The 17,091-nt window shown below is 45.2% G+C and carries 16 protein-coding genes; 12 read left to right on the top strand and 4 right to left on the bottom strand.

The window, feature by feature from the left end:
• The first annotated feature begins 149 nt into the window (after positions 1-149).
• From R7E42_RS13305 to R7E42_RS13280, 6 genes are read left to right on the top strand one after another with little or no spacing between them, the layout of a single operon-like run.
• Entirely contained in the window at positions 150-1,139 is a 990-nt protein-coding gene (locus R7E42_RS13305; RefSeq protein WP_170894013.1) for a ketoacyl-ACP synthase III, read from the top strand.
• Positions 1,136-2,122 (top strand): NAD-dependent epimerase/dehydratase family protein, encoded by a 987-nt coding sequence (locus R7E42_RS13300; protein ID WP_065274761.1) that lies wholly within the window; start codon positions 1,136-1,138, stop codon positions 2,120-2,122. Before R7E42_RS13305 ends, R7E42_RS13300 begins: the two co-directional genes overlap by 4 nt.
• The gene (locus tag R7E42_RS13295) at positions 2,091-2,954 is read left to right on the top strand and encodes an MBL fold metallo-hydrolase (RefSeq protein WP_225466438.1); all 864 of its coding nucleotides are present in this window, start codon (positions 2,091-2,093) and stop codon (positions 2,952-2,954) included. Before R7E42_RS13300 ends, R7E42_RS13295 begins: the two co-directional genes overlap by 32 nt.
• Entirely contained in the window at positions 2,942-4,210 is a 1,269-nt protein-coding gene (locus R7E42_RS13290; RefSeq protein WP_225466437.1) for a F390 synthetase-related protein, read from the top strand. The genes R7E42_RS13295 and R7E42_RS13290 overlap by 13 nt, the downstream gene beginning before the upstream one ends.
• The gene (locus R7E42_RS13285) at positions 4,198-5,310 is read left to right on the top strand and encodes an ATP-grasp domain-containing protein (protein WP_225466436.1); all 1,113 of its coding nucleotides are present in this window, start codon (positions 4,198-4,200) and stop codon (positions 5,308-5,310) included. The genes R7E42_RS13290 and R7E42_RS13285 overlap by 13 nt, the downstream gene beginning before the upstream one ends.
• Entirely contained in the window at positions 5,307-6,380 is a 1,074-nt protein-coding gene (locus tag R7E42_RS13280; RefSeq protein WP_213868620.1) for a hypothetical protein, read from the top strand. The genes R7E42_RS13285 and R7E42_RS13280 overlap by 4 nt, the downstream gene beginning before the upstream one ends.
• 106 nt (positions 6,381-6,486) lie before the next feature.
• Here R7E42_RS13280 and R7E42_RS13275 read toward each other — a convergent pair whose 3' ends face one another.
• The 3 genes from R7E42_RS13275 to R7E42_RS13265 all read right to left on the bottom strand — a co-directional run bounded on the left by R7E42_RS13275 (position 6,487) and on the right by R7E42_RS13265 (position 8,692).
• Positions 6,487-8,073: an AbgT family transporter gene (locus R7E42_RS13275; RefSeq protein ID WP_005380301.1), complete on the bottom strand. Its 1,587-nt coding sequence runs from the start codon at positions 8,071-8,073 to the stop codon at positions 6,487-6,489.
• Between the two features lie 229 nt (positions 8,074-8,302).
• Positions 8,303-8,428: a type B 50S ribosomal protein L36 gene (gene ykgO / locus R7E42_RS13270; protein WP_005380299.1), complete on the bottom strand. Its 126-nt coding sequence runs from the start codon at positions 8,426-8,428 to the stop codon at positions 8,303-8,305.
• Positions 8,429-8,431: 3 nt separating this feature from the next.
• Positions 8,432-8,692, bottom strand: a complete 261-nt coding sequence (locus R7E42_RS13265) for a type B 50S ribosomal protein L31 (protein ID WP_005380295.1) — start codon at positions 8,690-8,692, stop codon at positions 8,432-8,434.
• 123 nt (positions 8,693-8,815) lie between these two features.
• Between R7E42_RS13265 and tsaA the strand changes: the two genes are divergently transcribed.
• The 5 genes from tsaA (at position 8,816) to R7E42_RS13240 (ending at position 12,694) form a co-directional block, all read left to right on the top strand.
• Positions 8,816-9,511: a tRNA (N6-threonylcarbamoyladenosine(37)-N6)-methyltransferase TrmO gene (gene tsaA, locus R7E42_RS13260; protein ID WP_005380294.1), complete on the top strand. Its 696-nt coding sequence runs from the start codon at positions 8,816-8,818 to the stop codon at positions 9,509-9,511.
• A 111-nt stretch (positions 9,512-9,622) separates the two neighbouring features.
• Entirely contained in the window at positions 9,623-11,338 is a 1,716-nt protein-coding gene (locus tag R7E42_RS13255; protein WP_213964426.1) for a proline--tRNA ligase, read from the top strand.
• A gap of 178 nt (positions 11,339-11,516) precedes the next feature.
• Complete coding sequence (locus R7E42_RS13250) at positions 11,517-12,185, top strand: tellurite resistance TerB family protein (RefSeq protein ID WP_017820764.1); 669 nt, start codon at positions 11,517-11,519, stop codon at positions 12,183-12,185.
• 111 nt (positions 12,186-12,296) lie between these two features.
• Complete coding sequence (locus R7E42_RS13245; protein WP_033905529.1) at positions 12,297-12,506, top strand: YaeP family protein; 210 nt, start codon at positions 12,297-12,299, stop codon at positions 12,504-12,506.
• Complete coding sequence (locus tag R7E42_RS13240; protein ID WP_033905530.1) at positions 12,503-12,694, top strand: DUF4250 domain-containing protein; 192 nt, start codon at positions 12,503-12,505, stop codon at positions 12,692-12,694. Before R7E42_RS13245 ends, R7E42_RS13240 begins: the two co-directional genes overlap by 4 nt.
• A gap of 104 nt (positions 12,695-12,798) precedes the next feature.
• Here R7E42_RS13240 and R7E42_RS13235 read toward each other — a convergent pair whose 3' ends face one another.
• Positions 12,799-14,163, bottom strand: a complete 1,365-nt coding sequence (locus R7E42_RS13235; protein WP_033905531.1) for a sodium-dependent transporter — start codon at positions 14,161-14,163, stop codon at positions 12,799-12,801.
• 378 nt (positions 14,164-14,541) lie between these two features.
• Between R7E42_RS13235 and R7E42_RS13230 the strand changes: the two genes are divergently transcribed.
• Complete coding sequence (locus R7E42_RS13230; protein ID WP_318072747.1) at positions 14,542-17,088, top strand: Ig-like domain-containing protein; 2,547 nt, start codon at positions 14,542-14,544, stop codon at positions 17,086-17,088.
• The last annotated feature ends 3 nt before the right edge of the window (positions 17,089-17,091 follow it).

Below are 17,091 nucleotides of genomic sequence, written 5' to 3'. Positions count from 1 at the left end.
TTCCTGAAAATTCATTCTCAGCATTGCACCCAAAGCGTGCTCTTACTCCCATTTGTTTTGTTCTGTTTATTTTTCATCTCGCTCGCCATAGCTTCAATATGCAACGTGGTTTATTTTGAACGACGTTTTTAATAAGTGTATAGAGAATAATGGGCTTTAACATCGTTTCCAGTGGAAGCTACCTGCCAACGAATCAATGGTCTGATCGAGAGATGGATCGCTTCCTAAAATTAGCGCCAGGGACCAGCCGAAATAAATTCGACGTTGAATATCGTCATGTAGCCAATACAAAAGAGACCGCTATTTACATGGCGGTGCAGGCAATAGAGCAGTGTTTAGGAAACACACATACCTTAAGCTCCGTTGATCTTCTTATCTACGCTAGCGGCACACACCACCAGTCTCTACCCTACGACGCCTCAGCGGTTCTCGCCGCGTTAGACGCTCCAACATGGCTAGAAAGCTTTGATTTGAACAGCACCTGTTTATCCTTTCTCTCTGCGCTTGATCTTGCTCAGAGTCTATTCTTAGCAAAACGGTACCGTCGGATTCTTATTGTCACCAGCGAACTCGCCACTGGCATCACACTGAATCGAAATTTTACGCTCAAACCAGAAGTTGCAACCTTATTCGCGGACGGTGCCGCCGCATTTTTGCTCGAAGAACACAACGATGATGGATTGCTCACCAGTCACTTTGAAACGCATCATACCGGGTATTCATTTTGTCAAATTAAGGGCGGAGGCAGTCATATCAATCCGCATACCTCCGAGCATCAAGCCTATTTAAAAAGTTGCCAGTTTGAGATGGAGGGCAAAGCACTCTTTAAACATGTGCGTAAAGCCTTACCAGCGTTTCTAAAAAAAGGGTTTGACGCCTCTCCGGTAACATTCAGCGATATTGATTATTTTCTTCCTCATCAAGCCAGCGCGCATGGATTAAAAAAACTGCCTTCACTCACCGGGCTACCAACAGAGAAAACCGTTAATCACTTTTCGACTTTGGGAAACCAAGTCGCCGCCTCACTCCCAATTAACTTACACTGGCTGCGTAATCAGCCAGAAGCCGCAGGAAAACATGTGTTATTAGCTGGCACCGCCGCAGGGTTGTCACTAGGGATGGGAGTGCTAAAACTATGAAGATATTGGTCACTGGTGGCAGCGGGATGTTGGGTAGCGCAATTCTGAGAATGTTTCACCAGCAGCATGAACTGCACTTTACAGCACGAAATACAGTCATCGCTAAACAACTCGCCGAGCAATTCGATGTTATCCCCCATATAGTCGATTTAAGAGACCACTCAGCAGTTCATGCGGTATGCCAAGGTATGGATGCAATCATCCATTGTGCCGCTCTCTCAAGCCCATGGGGAAAGTGGCAGGCGTTTTATCAAGCCAATGTAGATGCCACCAAAAACCTCGTCAATGCGGCTAATACCCATCAAATCTCGCGTTTTATCCATATTTCCTCCACCAGCGTCTACTTTGACCATCAAGACCGTTGGAATATTCGAGAAACCGACGCCATAGCTTCATACTGGTGTAATGATTATGCACACACAAAATACCTATCGGAAATTGAAGCCGTAAAAGGCCAAAGCAAAGCGATCATTTTAAGACCGCGTGGCATTTTTGGACCCAATGATCGCGCGATTATCCCAAGAGTGCTTAAGGCGATAAAAAACAACACTCTGCTTCTGCCATCAGGTAGAAATCCTGTGGTTGATCTGACCTATGTCGACAACGTTGCCCATGCAGCGATGCTCGCTTGCACTCAGGCAGACCAACTTCAGCATGGTGATGTGTTCAACATTTCCAACAACGAACCAATGCCAATTGAGACTGTTCTGCAAGCTTTATGTGAGGGGTTAAACCTAAAAGTAACGTTACAATCATTACCATACGGTGTGGTATCACCATTATTAAAGCTCAGTGAGCAAATACGAAGGCACTTACCACATCAGCCAGAACCAAGGCTCACCTCATACAGCGCAGGATTGTTTAACTATCATCAAACTCTGGATATCAGCAAGGCTAAACAAACACTGAATTACCAACCGCTTTTTTCAATTCAAGAAGGAATACAGCAGTATGCAAACTGGTCTAAAAATAAAAATCTTTGAGGCTGGACACTGCGTACACCCAGGCTTTGTTGTCAAACCAGGCTCTGGTATCAAGCCTAGAGCATTTCCGGCAGCCGTTGCGTTAATTCAGCACCCAACGCAAGGCAACATCCTGTTCGACACGGGATATCACGAGCATTTTTTTAGCGCGACTCGTCCCTTCCCTGAACGTTTTTATGCTTGGACAACACCTTGTCGCTATAAAAAAGAACACGGAATTGTTGCGCAGTTAGCAAAAGAAAGTCTCAAACCTCATGATATTGAACACTTAGTGCTCTCCCACTTCCATGCTGATCACATTGCTGCCGTGTCTGAGTTTTCCCACTCTCAATTGCATTGCCAACAAAAAGGGGTAGATGCAATTACTAAAAGTGGTCGAATTGGAGGCGTAAGAAAAGGATACCTAAAAGCTCTACTTCCTCCACAGCTTGAACCTAACTTATTCATTCATAGTAATTTTTCCGTACCAATCAGCCAAATTCTTCCTCAGTGCCAAGGTGTTAATTTGCTCTGTAAAGACATGTTCGACGACGGATTCATTTATATGGTTAGCTTGCCAGGCCATGCAGCTGGCCAAGTGGGCTTGCTGGTTAAAAGAGACCAAGGTTGGCTATTCTTACTCGCCGATGCATGCTGGTTAATCGAGAGCTTGAGTGAAAATATTGATCAGCATTGGCTGGCGAACATGCTTTGCGATGACACAAATGCCTATAAAAACACCCTCTCCGAATTGAGAAGTTGCTACCAACAAACCCACCACTTTGTTCGCTTCGTGCCTTCACATTGTCAGGAAACTATCCAGCAGCTAATCAAAGAAGGATGGATGAAGTGAGAACGCTTATCTCAGAATTCTGGCGAACCCGCTACCGCCCCTTCGGCTCAAGGGAACAAGTCGAAACATGGCAGCAACGACATTTAACGCAACACCTAGATTGGGTATGCTGTCATTCACCGTATTACCGCTCACTTCAAGGTGCAGCACTTAGTGATTTCCCTATCATGAATAAGCAAACCATGATGGAGAGCCTCTCGGAGTTGAATACGAAAGGCCTAGATGCTGAACAGCTAATGCAACAAGCACTCGAAGCAGAACAGTCACGCAACTTCGCCGCTTCGAAAGTTGGCGATGTTACTGTTGGGCTTTCTTCGGGCACATCAGGCATGCGCGGGTTATTTCTTGCTGACAAACAGGAAACGCAACTGTGGGCTGGCAATATATTGGCTCGCCTGTTGCCCAACCTATGGCAAAAGCACCGAATTGCGCTAGCCTTGCGCGCCAACAGCCCACTGTATAAATCCGTCGCGAAAGGGCCTGTAACATTTTTTTATGCCGATTTAACCAAACCTTACCAAGAATGGATAAAAGAGCTAGATAAGTTCCAACCCACGCTTTTGGTTGGTAGTGCGCAAGCTCTTCAGCTCTGCGCCCAGTTCAGCGGTCAATTTGGTCAACCCGCAATTCAACCACAGCGGATCATTTCTGGTGCAGAAGTCCTAACCGAGAGTGACCGTCACTTTATTTCTCAACGGTTCGACAGCGAACTCCATGAAGTCTATCAATGTACTGAAGGTTTTCTTGCATGTACGGATCAGCATGGACAAATGCGCTGGAATCAAGATGTTATTTACATCGAAAAACATTGGCTGAATACCGAACGTACTCATTACAGCCCAATCATTACGGATTTTCGTCGTAAAACTCAGCCAATTATTCGTTATCAGCTCGACGATATTATTGAGAATAAACAGGATAATGGCGTATTTGAACCTCTTGGCGCAATTGCCGGACGATGTGGTGATCGCCTCACGCTAAACGCAAACCACGTCCCAGTGACGGTGTTACCAGATCTCATCTACCGCGCTATAACACTATCCGCCCAAAGTCGCGTGGATTACCGAATCACCCAAACAGGGTCACAAGCCATTCAAATTGAAGCGGATGTTCACCACCATCGGGTTATACATCAAGCCTTGATAAAGTTGTTTGACCAATTGCGGCTTGATCCTGTCAGATTTAGTTACCGCCCTGCGCCTATTTGGACGCCAATGAATAAACAACGACGTGTGGTGAACATATGCGGGTCTTAATCACCGGAGCCCGATCACCAGTTGCACTAGAGTGGGCAACCATGTGTATGCATCATGGACATGAAGTAATTCTCACCGATTCGCTAAAAAAACCTCTAGGATCGTTTTTGCGAGGCATCGAGTCTTATATCCCCACCGCTTCACCTCGATTTGCGTTTCCCACCTATCAACAGCAGATCCTAAAAATCATTACTCAGATGCGTATTGATATAGTGATACCCACTTGTGAAGAAGTGTATTACTTGGCTCATGTTGCCAAACAATGCCCAGAAGTAGATTTTTTTCTGCCCAATGTGGGACTACTCAATGCCCTGCACAACAAGTTGACCGTCTTTGAACAGCTTCAAAGTTTGCCAGAAATCACACTTCCAAAAACTCGTTTGGTCGCTGATAAAAGTGAGATTGAAATTAATAAGAGAACCGTTCTAAAGCCCGTTTACTCTCGGTTTGGCGGGCAAGTCATAAGAGATGTGACGACTCAGTCTATTTCTGCCGCCACGATATCGCCCCTTTTCCCTTGGGTTCAGCAACAAAAAATCCATGGGACTCCGGTGTGTAACTATGCCATTTTTGAACATGGTGACCTTAAAGCACACCAAGCTTATGTGCCGAAATACTGTGTAAACGGCTCGGCCGCCAGTGCTTTTCAGCCGATCTCGTGCGAACGACTAGATAGATTTATCGCAGCTTTTGGTAAACGTCATACTTATCATGGGCAAGTGTCGTTTGACTTCATCAAATCACAAGATGAACTCTACGTGATTGAATGTAACCCAAGAGCCACCAGTGGTTTGCACCTACTCTCGTCTCGATGCAACCAACTGCTCCCTAATATGGAGTTTACCAGTCCTTCCGAGCAGCGATTGCATCATTTAGGTCCAATAACACTCATCGCTGAAGGCGGGTTATCCCTATTTAAGGCTCGAACTTGGCAAGATTGGTGGTCTGGAGTGAATGTGATGCAACAGCATAACTTACCGGTCGGGAGCCAAATCCGGAGTATGTTTGAATTACTCCGGTTAGCTAGGCAGAACAAGACGAAGTGGAGCGACGCTTCTACCGTTGATATTGAGTGGAATGGAGAGGCATTGAACTCATGACACTTTCCTCTCAAGAATGGCATCAAACCTTTATCACTCTTATGCAGTCAAATCCTATTGATGAATGCACAGCAAGCTTTGGTTGCTACTATATCGATGATGTTGCCATTCCTTACTCCGTAACACCAAAAATACCAAACAACTGTTATTCAGTCTCCCCTATGACACTGCTTAGTGGCTACGCCGCAGAAGAGCTTCACAAAGTCAAAAATATGGCTGTTCGATGGGTATGTAAGTTACTTATTAATATGACTAAACCAATCTTATCATTGGCTGGATTGGATCAAGTCCAAACGCTCAACAATCAGTGCTTGTCCACCAATATGTATAGCGAACAATGGGCAGCCTTAAATCTCGATGAACTGCGTCGCGTCGCACTCGATAAATATCCCACCTTTCCCTTGGTACTTCGCTCCATTAACCAACGTCAACAATCACGCTTTATTCAGCGATTAGAGCAGCAGCAATGGCAAAGCTTGGTAACACGACAAGTGTATTTACTTGATGATTGGCAAGCGTTCAGCTTCAACCGAGATTTAACGAAAGACTTCAAACTGCTTAATGATAAAGATTGGCAGTTTAGACCACTTACCACTGATGAAGAGTTTCAGCGTGCCAAAGAGTTATATGACATGCTTTACCTTGATAAATACAGCATCAATAACATCCAGTTTTCAACCCAATATTTAAAACAGGCGAGCCAGAACAAATTAGTAAAGTTAGTGGGACTGTTTTATCAAGAAGAGATGCTGGCTACGTTAGGCATTGTAGAAATTGATAATGATATGACTTGCCCAATTTTTGGCTACGATACCAATAAGCCACAACGCCTCGCATTGTATCGTCGAATATCGGCCTATACCATCCGCCACGCAATGATATTCCAGCGTCGCTTTAATATGAGCTCAGGTGCTCCGGCTTTTAAACGCAACAGAAAAGCCCAGCCAGAAATTGAATTTAGCTATGTGTATATTGCGCACTTACCCTGGTACAAACGCATAATTTGGAAAAGCTTGTGCTGGCTCACTCAGCACTTTTATCGCCCTTTGTTGATACGTTTTCAGCTATAATCCGACATCTATAATCAGGTAAGCCTGCGTACACAGTCTCAATCGATAAAAAAGCCTGCGACGTTCGCAGGCTTTTTATAATGGAGCTGTGTGAGGTAACCGTTTTCTACGGTGTGTAGTATGTTGCTGCGCCAGGGCCTACTGGTAAACCAAATACGAATACCCATAGGTAGAACAGCACACTCCAACCTACAATGAAGCAGATTGAGTAAGGTAGCATGGTCGCGATCAGCGTACCGATACCTAAGTTCTTCATGTAACGAGTCGCTACGGCAAGAATCAAACCAAAGTAGCTCATCATTGGAGTAATGATGTTTGTCGTCGAGTCACCAATTCGGTAAGCAGCCTGAATCGTTTCCGGTGCATAACCAACAAGCATCAACATAGGAACAAAAATCGGAGCCGTTACTGCCCACTGTGCCGATGCCGAACCAATCATTAGGTTGATAAATCCACACATCAGGATGAAGGCAAAGAACAACATTGGGCCAGTTAAGCCAATTTCTTGCAGGAAGCTAGCGCCAGCAACCGCGAATACCTGACCGAAGTTAGTCCATTTAAAGAAAGCAACGAACTGAGCCGCAAAGAAAACTAATACAATGTACATGCCCATAGAAGACATAGATTTCGCCATTGCATCAATTACATCGCGATCCGTCTTCATCGTGCCAACAACTTTACCAAACACAAAGCCTGGAATAGCAAAGAACACAAAGATGAATGCCACGATACTTTTCAGGAATGGTGAACCTGCAATTGTACCTGCATCAGAACGTAGAATGCCGTCTTCTGGAACAACCGTCCAAGCAAGCAGCGCTGAAACAACCAGTACAGCAACACCTGCTAGTTTTAGGCCTTTCTTCTCAATGTCTGTTAAGCCACCCATTTTGTCGTTCGACAAATCTTCTGAGGCTTCTTCTTCACTGTATTTGCCAAGCTTTGGCTCAACAATTTTTTCAGTAACAAACGCACCTGTGATTGCAATGAAGAATGTCGACACAAACATGAAGTACCAGTTAACTTCTGGACCAACAGTGTAAGTTGGGTCAATCATTTGCGCCGCCGTTTCAGTAATGCCTGACAACAGCGGGTCAACCGTACCAATAAGTAGGTTTGCTGAGTAACCACCAGATACACCAGCGAACGCCGCAGCAAGACCGGCAAGTGGATGACGACCTAAAGAATGGAACAGCATTGCAGCCAGTGGAATAAGTACCACATAGCCAAGCTCTGATGCCGTATTTGAAATGATACCCGCGAAAACGACCGTCACTGTTACCATGCGTTGAGATGCACCCATGACTAAGCCACGCATTGCTGCAGATAGCAAGCCTGAGTATTCAGCAATAGCAACACCCAACATCGCAACCAATACCGTACCCAAAGGTGCAAAGCCGACAAAGTTTTTCACTAGATTGGTAACGATTAGTTCAAGGCCATCAGCGTTAAGCAAGCTAACGACATGAATCATGCCATCCGCGGCACGACCTTTTGCACCCTCAGGACGAGGATCAACTACGGAAACTTCGAAGTATCCTGCAATACCCGACATCACCAGAATGGCTAAACAGAAAATGGCAAATAGTGTGATCGGGTGGGGTAATAAGTTCCCCAAATATTCGACAGTATCCAAAAAGCGCGTAAACAGCGGCTTCTTAGGCGAGTTTTGTTTAATTGAATCAGATGAACTCATCTGTTCCCTCCTTGTTTTTATTCCTATGCAAATGTGACAAAAATGTCAAAAAGCGTGCGAAGGGTACTTGAGTAGAAGGTCAAATAAAAGCCCTAAATGTTACAAACTGTGACGAATAGAGGCATTTATAACCAACATTGAATAAAAATGTAGATATTTCATCCATGTAAGATAATTAACTCAACATTATCAATTAAACAAAACCATAAGTTAGATATATGCAGGCTGATTACTTTTGCACAGCTTTGAATCTCGGGTTCGTTTTACAAATGACATAAAGACGCCCTCTCCGTTTTACAATCTGACAATCCGGATGACGACTTTTTGCACTTTTTAATGATTTTACTACCTTCATGATTTATTCCTTTTCGCTCTTAAATTGACCAAAACGACGGTTGAAGTTCGCAATGCGACCTTCGGTTTGTACAACGCGCTGTTTACCGGTGTAGTACGGGTGAGAAGCTGACGACACATCTAACGTAAAGTAAGGGTAAGTTTTGCCATCTTTCCATTCGATGGTTCTCTCCGTTTTCAACGTAGAACCAACGACAAAGTACTTATCTACACTGGTGTCGTGGAACACCACAGGACGATATTCAGGGTGGATTCCTGGTTTCATAATACTTTTCCTTTTAACTAAATTGTTATGTTATAACATTTTAATTAATAATCATTATCAACAAGAAAAGCAAGAGAAATTTGTGATACTTTTCATCTCAATGAATTCTTAAAGATGTCCACCATGTATTCCATCGAACCCATCGGCGTCATTGAGACACCGTACAAAGAAAAGTTTGCAGTTCCGCGCCAACCACGCTTAGTACCAGAGGCTAAAGCACGCGTAAAACTGTTAGGTGCAGCAAATAGCCCTGAAGCAGTGCGTGGGCTAGAACAGTTCTCTCACGTTTGGTTGTTGTTTCTATTTGATCAGAACCTGGAAGCTGGTTGGAAACCAACTGTACGTCCGCCACGATTAGGCGGCAATGAACGAATTGGTGTCTTTGCCTCGCGCTCGACTTTCCGTCCAAACGGAATCGGAATGTCAGCCGTTGAAGTGAAAGGAGTCACTAAGCAAGGCGATCAAATCTATCTTGATTTAGGCAGTGTAGATCTCGTGGATGGGACACCGATTGTGGATATTAAGCCTTATATCCCCTATTCGGATTCTATTTCGGAAGCACAAGGCGGATACGCAGACCAAGAGCCAGAAAAGTCACAAGTCACCTTTTCTGCTCAAGCATTAGCAACGATAGAAAATCGATCCGATACTGACTATGTAAGATCAGTCATTGAACAAGTTCTGGCACAAGATCCTCGCCCTGCATATAAGAAAAACAAGCCGGACGACAAAGAATATGCGGTAAATTTGTTCGACTTGAACGTAAAGTTCACAGCAACAAGCAACTTAATAACGGTTACCGCTATTGAAAGCTTTTGACAAACGCAATTGGCTGATATTATAGACGGCTAACAAATTTCCCTTTCGGGAACTCCCATACTCCTGCTTATTCAAGCTTGAGTATCTAACTTAAATAAACGGATAAATTTAATGCGTACCAGTAATTATCTTCTTTCTACTCTGAAGGAGACTCCAAACGACGCAGAAGTAGTGAGCCACCAGCTCATGCTACGTGCAGGTATGATCCGTAAGCTGGCTTCAGGTTTATACACCTGGCTACCTACTGGTCTACGTGTACTGCGTAAAGTCGAAAACATCGTTCGTCAAGAAATCGACAATGCAGGCGCAGTCGAAACTTTGATGCCCGTTGTTCAGCCGTTTGAACTATGGGAAGAGACAGGCCGCAGCGAAAAGATGGGTCCTGAGCTACTTCGCTTTACTGACCGTCATGTTCGTCCGTTTGTACTTAGCCCAACCGCTGAAGAAGTGATCACTAGCCTTGTTCGCAATGAAGTGAGCTCTTACAAACAGCTTCCGCTAAACCTGTACCAAATCCAAACTAAATTCCGTGACGAACGACGCCCACGTTTTGGCGTAATGCGTTCACGTGAATTCTCAATGATGGATGCGTACAGCTTTGACATTGATAAAGACGGACTACAAAAGTCATACGACGCAATGCATGATGCTTACTGTAAAGCATTCGATCGCATGGGTCTGGATTACCGTCCTGTACTTGCAGATAGCGGTGCTATCGGTGGTAGCGGCTCTCAAGAGTTCCACGTACTGGCTGAAAGCGGCGAAGATATCATCGCATTTTCTAGCGAGTCAGATTACGCGGCAAACATTGAAAAAGCAGAAGCACTAGCTCCAGCCTCTGAGGCTGCGGCACCAACACAAGAAATGACGTTGGTTGATACGCCAAACGCGAAAACAATCGCTGAATTGGTTGAGCAGTTCGAACTACCAATTGAAAAAACAGTGAAAACACTGTTTGTGAAAGCATCTGACGAAGTTGATGCGCCAATCATCGCGCTTATTATTCGTGGTGATCATGAACTGAACGAAGTGAAAGCAGAAAACCTTCCTCAGGTTGCAGCTCCACTGGAAATGGCATCTGAAGAAGAAATTCGTGCGCTTATCGGTGCAGGCCCAGGTTCACTTGGCCCTGTTGGCCTTAAACTGCCGTTCATTGTTGACCGCAGCGTTGCGGTAATGAGCGACTTCGGTGCGGGCGCGAACATCGATGGTAAACACTACTTCGGTATTAACTGGAGTCGTGATGTAGAGCTTGGCCAAGTTGAAGACCTACGTAACGTTGTGGAAGGTGACCCAAGCCCATGTGGCAAGGGCATTATCCAGCTTAAGCGTGGTATCGAAGTTGGCCATATCTTCCAACTAGGTAACGCTTACTCCGCAGCGATGAACTGTGGTGTACTGGGTCCTGATGGTAAGAACGTCATCCTAGAAATGGGTTGTTACGGTATCGGTATCACTCGCGTAGTAGCGGCTGCTATTGAACAAAACCACGACAAATACGGCATCATCTGGCCAGATGCAATCGCACCATTCCAGGTAGCGATCGTTCCAATGAACATGCACAAGTCAGAAGAAGTGAAAGAAGCCGCTGAGAAATTGTACGCTGAGCTAACGGCAATGGGCATCGAAGTGCTATTTGACGACCGAAAAGAACGCCCAGGCGTAATGTTCTCTGACATGGAGCTTATTGGTGTACCGCATACCATTATTATCGGTGACCGCTCAATGAAAGAAGGCAACTTCGAATACAAGAACCGTGCTACTGGTGAGAAAACAGCAGTCGCAATGACTGACATTGTTGAGCACGTAAAAGCTCAACTAAAGTAAGCACTCGACGAGTTCGCATTTGAAGTAGTTTCAAATAGTTAAAAAGGGTTGGCTTCGGTCAGCCCTTTTTATTACAGCTCAACGCCCTCCCTCGACCTTTTTCGAACTATTCACTTTGTTAATCTTTGGTTCAGCTTCTTGCTATTAAACTGATTTCATCATCTAAAGGAGGTCAGTTATGGATTTAAAAAGTCTTCTAAACCAAGCACTCAAATCAGACTTACTTAAGCAAGGTGCAGATGCATTGGGCAAACAAACCAACAACATCAAATCCTCATCAAATTCAAGTAGCCTAAAAACGCTAGGAGCAGGTGCTGTAGGCGGAGGCCTCATCGGTATGCTGATGGGCTCAAAGAAAAGTAAAAAAATGACTAAAAAAGTAGGGTCAAGCGCATTAAAAGTCGGTGGCGCAGCTGCGCTTGGAGCCTTGGCCTACAAAGTGTATAACGACTGGCAAGCCAAGCAATCCGGTCAAGGTGTTCAAGAAACCTTTGACCCCGATGACAGTAAACACAGTGTCTTAATTTTAAAAGCAATGATTGGAGCTGCAAAAGCTGATGGTCACGTTGATGAAGAGGAAATGGCTCGCATTGAACAAGCTCTCGCGGATATGGGCGCAGATGAGCACGTTCGTCACCTCGTTCAGCAAGAGTTAAACAAACCGCTTGATCCTGCTGAAATTGCTAATCAGGCGACCTCTCCTCAACAAGCGTCAGAAATTTACCTGGCGTCTTTGATCGTCGCTGATGAACAAAACTTTATGGAAAAAGCGTATCTGCAAGAACTAGCAAAACAACTTCAACTTTCACCAGAAGTCACCCAGCAGTTAGAAGCACAAATGCAGTGATTAAATCTCGCTCAAGCAAACCTTCAACTTGAGCCAAAACAACTCTGTACTTTGAGTTTCAAATCCGCTGTGTGTATATTGAGATAAGTTATCATTTAGTGGAAAGAAAACATGCAAGTATACGGCTGTTGTGAACTGGTTCGTGAGCTTTATGCTCAGATTGGTAGTGGCGATCAAGCTTATATTCCCCAAGCAATTTCATGTGCAGTTAAAGCACTGAACGATGTTGCAGCGGATGAGTCCCTGCCTAAAGAAGTGCGTGAAAAAGCGGCATTTGCTGCGGCAAACCTACTGATTTCAGATTTTGAGGATAAGTCATGAATCTAACGAACTTTGAATCCATGGATCCTGTCATGCTGATGAGCATTGTGAATATGAAGCTACGCGACGACTTCGGTGGTGACTTAGATAAACTGGTGGCTTTCTTCGATATCGAACGCACAGCACTGGAGACAAAACTGGCTTCTGCTGGTTTTGACTTTCTTCCAGAAGCAGGACAATTCCGTTAATCAACACCATTCTTGGCGGATAACCGAAACGAGAATAACCAATATGAAAAAGGGCTTGATGAGTTACCATCAAGCCCTTTTCTTTTATTCGATAGGCGTCTCGGTTAGCCAAATGAAGCCCAGATGACTGTCGCCACAAGAATTGGACATACAAACTTCACATACGCAGGCCATAACTTACCAAACCAACCTTGCGTAAACTCCGGGCAACCTTGCTCAAGCTCTTTGATTTTTGAGTTGCGATTCCATACCCAACCACCAAATAAGCAGAATAAGAGCGCAGCGGTTGGTTGTAGATACTGAGTAGCAACCGTCGCGACCATACCAAACAGAGCGCCAAAGTTATAAACAATCACCACACTGAACAAGGCAATGAGACCACCTAAAACCCAGCTCGTTGCGCTGCGCTTAGTATTGAAGCGCTCACTCACTAAAGCCACTGGACACTCTAACATTGAAATGGAGGACGTTAGCGCCGCAATCGTCAGCAATAAGAAGAACACAATAGAGAACAATTGACCAAGCAAACCTAAGCTATCAAACATCAATGGCAATACGGTAAATACCAACGTATCAGAGCTTAATAGAGAGCCATCTTCTGCATAGATTTGAACGCCCTTTTGCATTGCTACAAACATCGCTGGCATCACCACTAACCCTGCAATGAAAGCAACGGCAGTATCTACCATGGTCACGTTCATCGCCATCTTTGGTAGGTTTTCTTTCTTACTCAAGTAAGACCCGTAAATCAACATTGAGCAGCCACCGATCGTAAGCGAGAAGAAGCCCTGTCCCATTGCAGCAAGAATCAACTTGCGGTCCCATACCTTTTCAAAATCCGGCACTAGGTAATGTTTCAGACCTTCCATCGCACCGTTTTGCGTCATGATGTAAGCAAATAGCAGAGCAAACAGAACAAACAATGCTGGCATCAAACGTGTGGACCACTTCTCAATACCTTGTTTTACGCCACCTTGTACGATGAGAATCGTCAGTACATAAAAAGTAATGGTTCCGAACAAGTTACGTTCAACACTAAAGCCCTTTAGCCATTGAGTTGCAGCTTCTAACCCCATTAGATCTGTGATTGCACCCAGTAAAAAGCAGATCAACCAACCACCAACAATTGAATAAAACGCTAAGACAGCGCTTGGTACGCTTAAACCAATCCAACCCACAATGCCGCCGAGTTTTTTACCGGTAGGGTTATCTGTGATTGCACGCATACTGTCTACAGGGTTGGCTTGACCATGGCGACCAATCGCCATTTCAACCACCAGCATCGGAAATGCGACGATAAGAATCATCACCAAATAAACTAATAGGAAAGCACCGCCACCATTACTGGCTGCTTGAGTTGGGAAGCCCCAAATATTGCCAAGGCCAACTGCGGCACCTGCGGCAGCTAAGATGAACCCGAGACGAGAGCCAAAATGCTCGCGAGGCTGAGAAGAGGTTTGCTGTGTCATACTACTCACACAAAAATATCATTGAACTAGCTAACTAGTACACTATAGCAATATTCACTATTCAACAAGAGTACCTCGGTTAAATCCTCGACAGTTGAAGTAATTTATAGTCATTCAGCTTGTAAATTTTAACGTACATCTCATATTCATCGCTCAAAAGCCTCGTGACTGTTGCTCGTTTCACGTGGCTGAATTTTACCAATCCTTCTGCCGTGAAGTGAGCCGAAAAATAATGAGCTCTGGTGTAAGGGACGAACTGTTCCTCGTGATACTGTGTCGAAAAGCAGAATATTGTGCTTCGCTTTTTCCCCCTAATGTCTATTTATCAGCTAGTTATTACTCTGTTCTCATTTATACCCATGATTCAAGGAGAGGAAAATGAAGGTCACCCTACTTCACGGAGCGATGGTTGTAGCACTCAGCGCCAGCTACCAAGCTCAAGCCTATAACTGTCAAAGTCTACCCGACTGGGACAGCACTGCGACTTATACATCGGGCGCTTTAGTAAAAACGCAAGGAGCCGCTTATGAGGCTGCATATTGGACGCAAGGCAATGATCCCGTGACCAACTCAGGATCTTGGGAAGCATGGAAAGCGTTAGGGCAATGTGATGGTGGAAGCAACAATTTATCACCAACGGTGTCGTTCTCCTCTCCAATAAACAACGCACAAATTCCCGAAGGCAGTGCGATCACTTTGTTAGCCAACGCAGCTGACGAAGATGGCCAAATCACACAAATTGAGTTTGTTGCAGGCAACCAAACCGTTGCTGTGGTAACTCAAGCACCATTCGAAGCTTCTTGGACAGCTATTGAAGGGATCTCGCAATTGACCGCAATTGCGACAGATAATGAGGGAGCTGTTAGCACCACGACGATTTCTATCCAAGTTCAACCACAAGTCGAATTACCGCCACCAAGCATTTCATTGACAAGCCCAGTAGGCACAGAAGTGCTTAATGTAGGCGATAACCTAACCGTAGCCGCTCAAGCTGACGATATTGATGGTGTGGTCACACAAGTTGAGTTCTTCGTAAACAATCAATCTGTCGCCATTGATACTAGCGCACCTTACGAATATCAATGGACCGCTAGTCCAGGTACATACTCGTTCAAAGCACAAGCGACTGATGATACAAACCTCGCAACGATGAGCCAAGAAGTAGCGCTGGTTATTAGTAATTCAGAAACCGGAACGGGCGGATGTGCAGATGCAGTACCTTATGTGGCAGGCACAAGTTATCAAGCTGGCGACCTGATTTCTCACTTCAACCAAAAATATCGTTGTGATGTTGCTGGTTGGTGCTCCTCGGATGCGACATGGGCTTACGAGCCTGGTGAAGGGCTATACTGGCAAGATGCTTGGAGTGGCCTAGGTGCTTGTTCGACACCACCGCAAGTTACCATTACGGCACCAACGGATGGACAAGTCGTGCTCGCTGGCAGCAATAACGAAATCACGGCAAACGCAAGCGATGCTGATGGCACAGTCACGCAAGTTGAGTTTTTTGCGAACAACACCAGCTTAGGGGTCGCCACTCAAGCGCCATATTCCGTTACTTGGAACGCCACACTTATTGGCGCTAACCAGCTTAAAGCCGTCGCAACCGATAATGATAACAACACGTCAGAGTCCCTGGTTGGTGTGGAAGTCAGCGATAAAGATTTGGTCGTCTCTCTGACTTCACCAAGCAGCGGTCAAACCGTCGGATTAGGCAAAAGTCTCGCATTAAGCGCCGATGCAACGTCTTTAACTTCAGGCATTAAACACGTTGATTTCATGATCAACGGCTCTATTGTTGCAACCGATACCACAGCACCTTACACAGCCAACTGGACACCAACTGCACTTGGTAACTTTACAGTTAGCGCCCAAGCTGTGGATTTGTCAGGAAGCAATGCACTGTCTGACGCCGCAGCAATAACGGTGGTTGAGCAAGTAGAGAAACGCCATAAACTCATCGGTTACTGGCACAATTTTGTAAATGGTGCGGGCTGTCCAATTCGTCTAGCAGATATGGCAGATGCTTGGGATGTGATTGATATTGCCTTTGCTGAAAATGATCGCAACAGTGATGGCACTGTGCACTTTAATCTATATTCAGGCGATATTTACAGCGATTGTCCAGCACTCGATCCAACACAATTCAAGCAGGACATGGCAGCGCTTCAAGCTAAAGGTAAGAAGTTTGTTCTCTCTCTTGGCGGCGCAGAAGGCACGATTACGCTGAATACCGACCAAGATGAAGCCAACTTTGTCTCTAGCCTAACAGGTCTTATCGCTGAGTGGGGCTTTGATGGTCTAGATGTGGATTTAGAGAGTGGTTCTAACTTAGTTCATGGCTCGCAAATTCAAGCTCGCCTTGGTCGTGCTTTGCTTCAAATAGAGCAAAACATGGGTGGAGATATGTACCTAACCATGGCGCCTGAGCACCCTTATGTTCAAGGTGGTTATGTGGCTTACAGCGGTATTTGGGGGGCGTACATCCCTGTGATTAACGAGACACGCAGCACGCTCGACTTGCTTCACGTCCAGTTATATAACAACGGCGGTTTGCCAAACCCATACCTGCCAGGCAGTGCACCAGAAGGCTCTGTGGATATGATGGTAGCGCAATCTAAAATGCTTATCGAAGGTTTTGAGTTGGCCGACGGCACTCAATTTGCACCATTGCGCGATGATCAAGTCGCAATCGGTTTACCTTCAGGTCCTAGCTCGGCAAATTCAGGGCAGGCTCCAACACAGAATATTATCAACGCACTAGATTGTTTAACCAAAGGCACTTCATGTGGCACCGTTAAACCAGCGTACCATTACCCGAATTATGCAGGAGTAATGACATGGTCTATCAACTGGGATCAGCATGATGGCTTTAACTTCTCAAAACCTGTCGGCGATAAACTCACCGAGATGAATGCGCAATAAGCT

This window comes from Vibrio sp. Vb1337 (assembly GCF_033338715.1).
Taxonomy (GTDB): Bacteria; Pseudomonadota; Gammaproteobacteria; order Enterobacterales; family Vibrionaceae; genus Vibrio; species Vibrio alginolyticus.
This window is presented reverse-complemented; position numbering and strand designations above follow the sequence as displayed.

Coding starts and splice junctions, on each gene's coding strand:
- R7E42_RS13295 (WP_225466438.1), top strand. CDS start 2,091: ATGCAAACTGGTCTAAAAATAAAAATCTTTGAGGCTGGACACTGCGTA.
- R7E42_RS13245 (WP_033905529.1), top strand. CDS start 12,297: ATGCAAGTATACGGCTGTTGTGAACTGGTTCGTGAGCTTTATGCTCAG.
- tsaA (WP_005380294.1), top strand. CDS start 8,816: ATGTATTCCATCGAACCCATCGGCGTCATTGAGACACCGTACAAAGAA.
- R7E42_RS13240 (WP_033905530.1), top strand. CDS start 12,503: ATGAATCTAACGAACTTTGAATCCATGGATCCTGTCATGCTGATGAGC.
- R7E42_RS13265 (WP_005380295.1), bottom strand. CDS start 8,692: ATGAAACCAGGAATCCACCCTGAATATCGTCCTGTGGTGTTCCACGAC.
- R7E42_RS13255 (WP_213964426.1), top strand. CDS start 9,623: ATGCGTACCAGTAATTATCTTCTTTCTACTCTGAAGGAGACTCCAAAC.
- R7E42_RS13235 (WP_033905531.1), bottom strand. CDS start 14,163: ATGACACAGCAAACCTCTTCTCAGCCTCGCGAGCATTTTGGCTCTCGT.
- R7E42_RS13250 (WP_017820764.1), top strand. CDS start 11,517: ATGGATTTAAAAAGTCTTCTAAACCAAGCACTCAAATCAGACTTACTT.
- R7E42_RS13300 (WP_065274761.1), top strand. CDS start 1,136: ATGAAGATATTGGTCACTGGTGGCAGCGGGATGTTGGGTAGCGCAATT.
- R7E42_RS13305 (WP_170894013.1), top strand. CDS start 150: ATGGGCTTTAACATCGTTTCCAGTGGAAGCTACCTGCCAACGAATCAA.
- ykgO (WP_005380299.1), bottom strand. CDS start 8,428: ATGAAGGTAGTAAAATCATTAAAAAGTGCAAAAAGTCGTCATCCGGAT.
- R7E42_RS13230 (WP_318072747.1), top strand. CDS start 14,542: ATGAAGGTCACCCTACTTCACGGAGCGATGGTTGTAGCACTCAGCGCC.
- R7E42_RS13285 (WP_225466436.1), top strand. CDS start 4,198: ATGCGGGTCTTAATCACCGGAGCCCGATCACCAGTTGCACTAGAGTGG.
- R7E42_RS13290 (WP_225466437.1), top strand. CDS start 2,942: ATGGATGAAGTGAGAACGCTTATCTCAGAATTCTGGCGAACCCGCTAC.
- R7E42_RS13275 (WP_005380301.1), bottom strand. CDS start 8,073: ATGAGTTCATCTGATTCAATTAAACAAAACTCGCCTAAGAAGCCGCTG.
- R7E42_RS13280 (WP_213868620.1), top strand. CDS start 5,307: ATGACACTTTCCTCTCAAGAATGGCATCAAACCTTTATCACTCTTATG.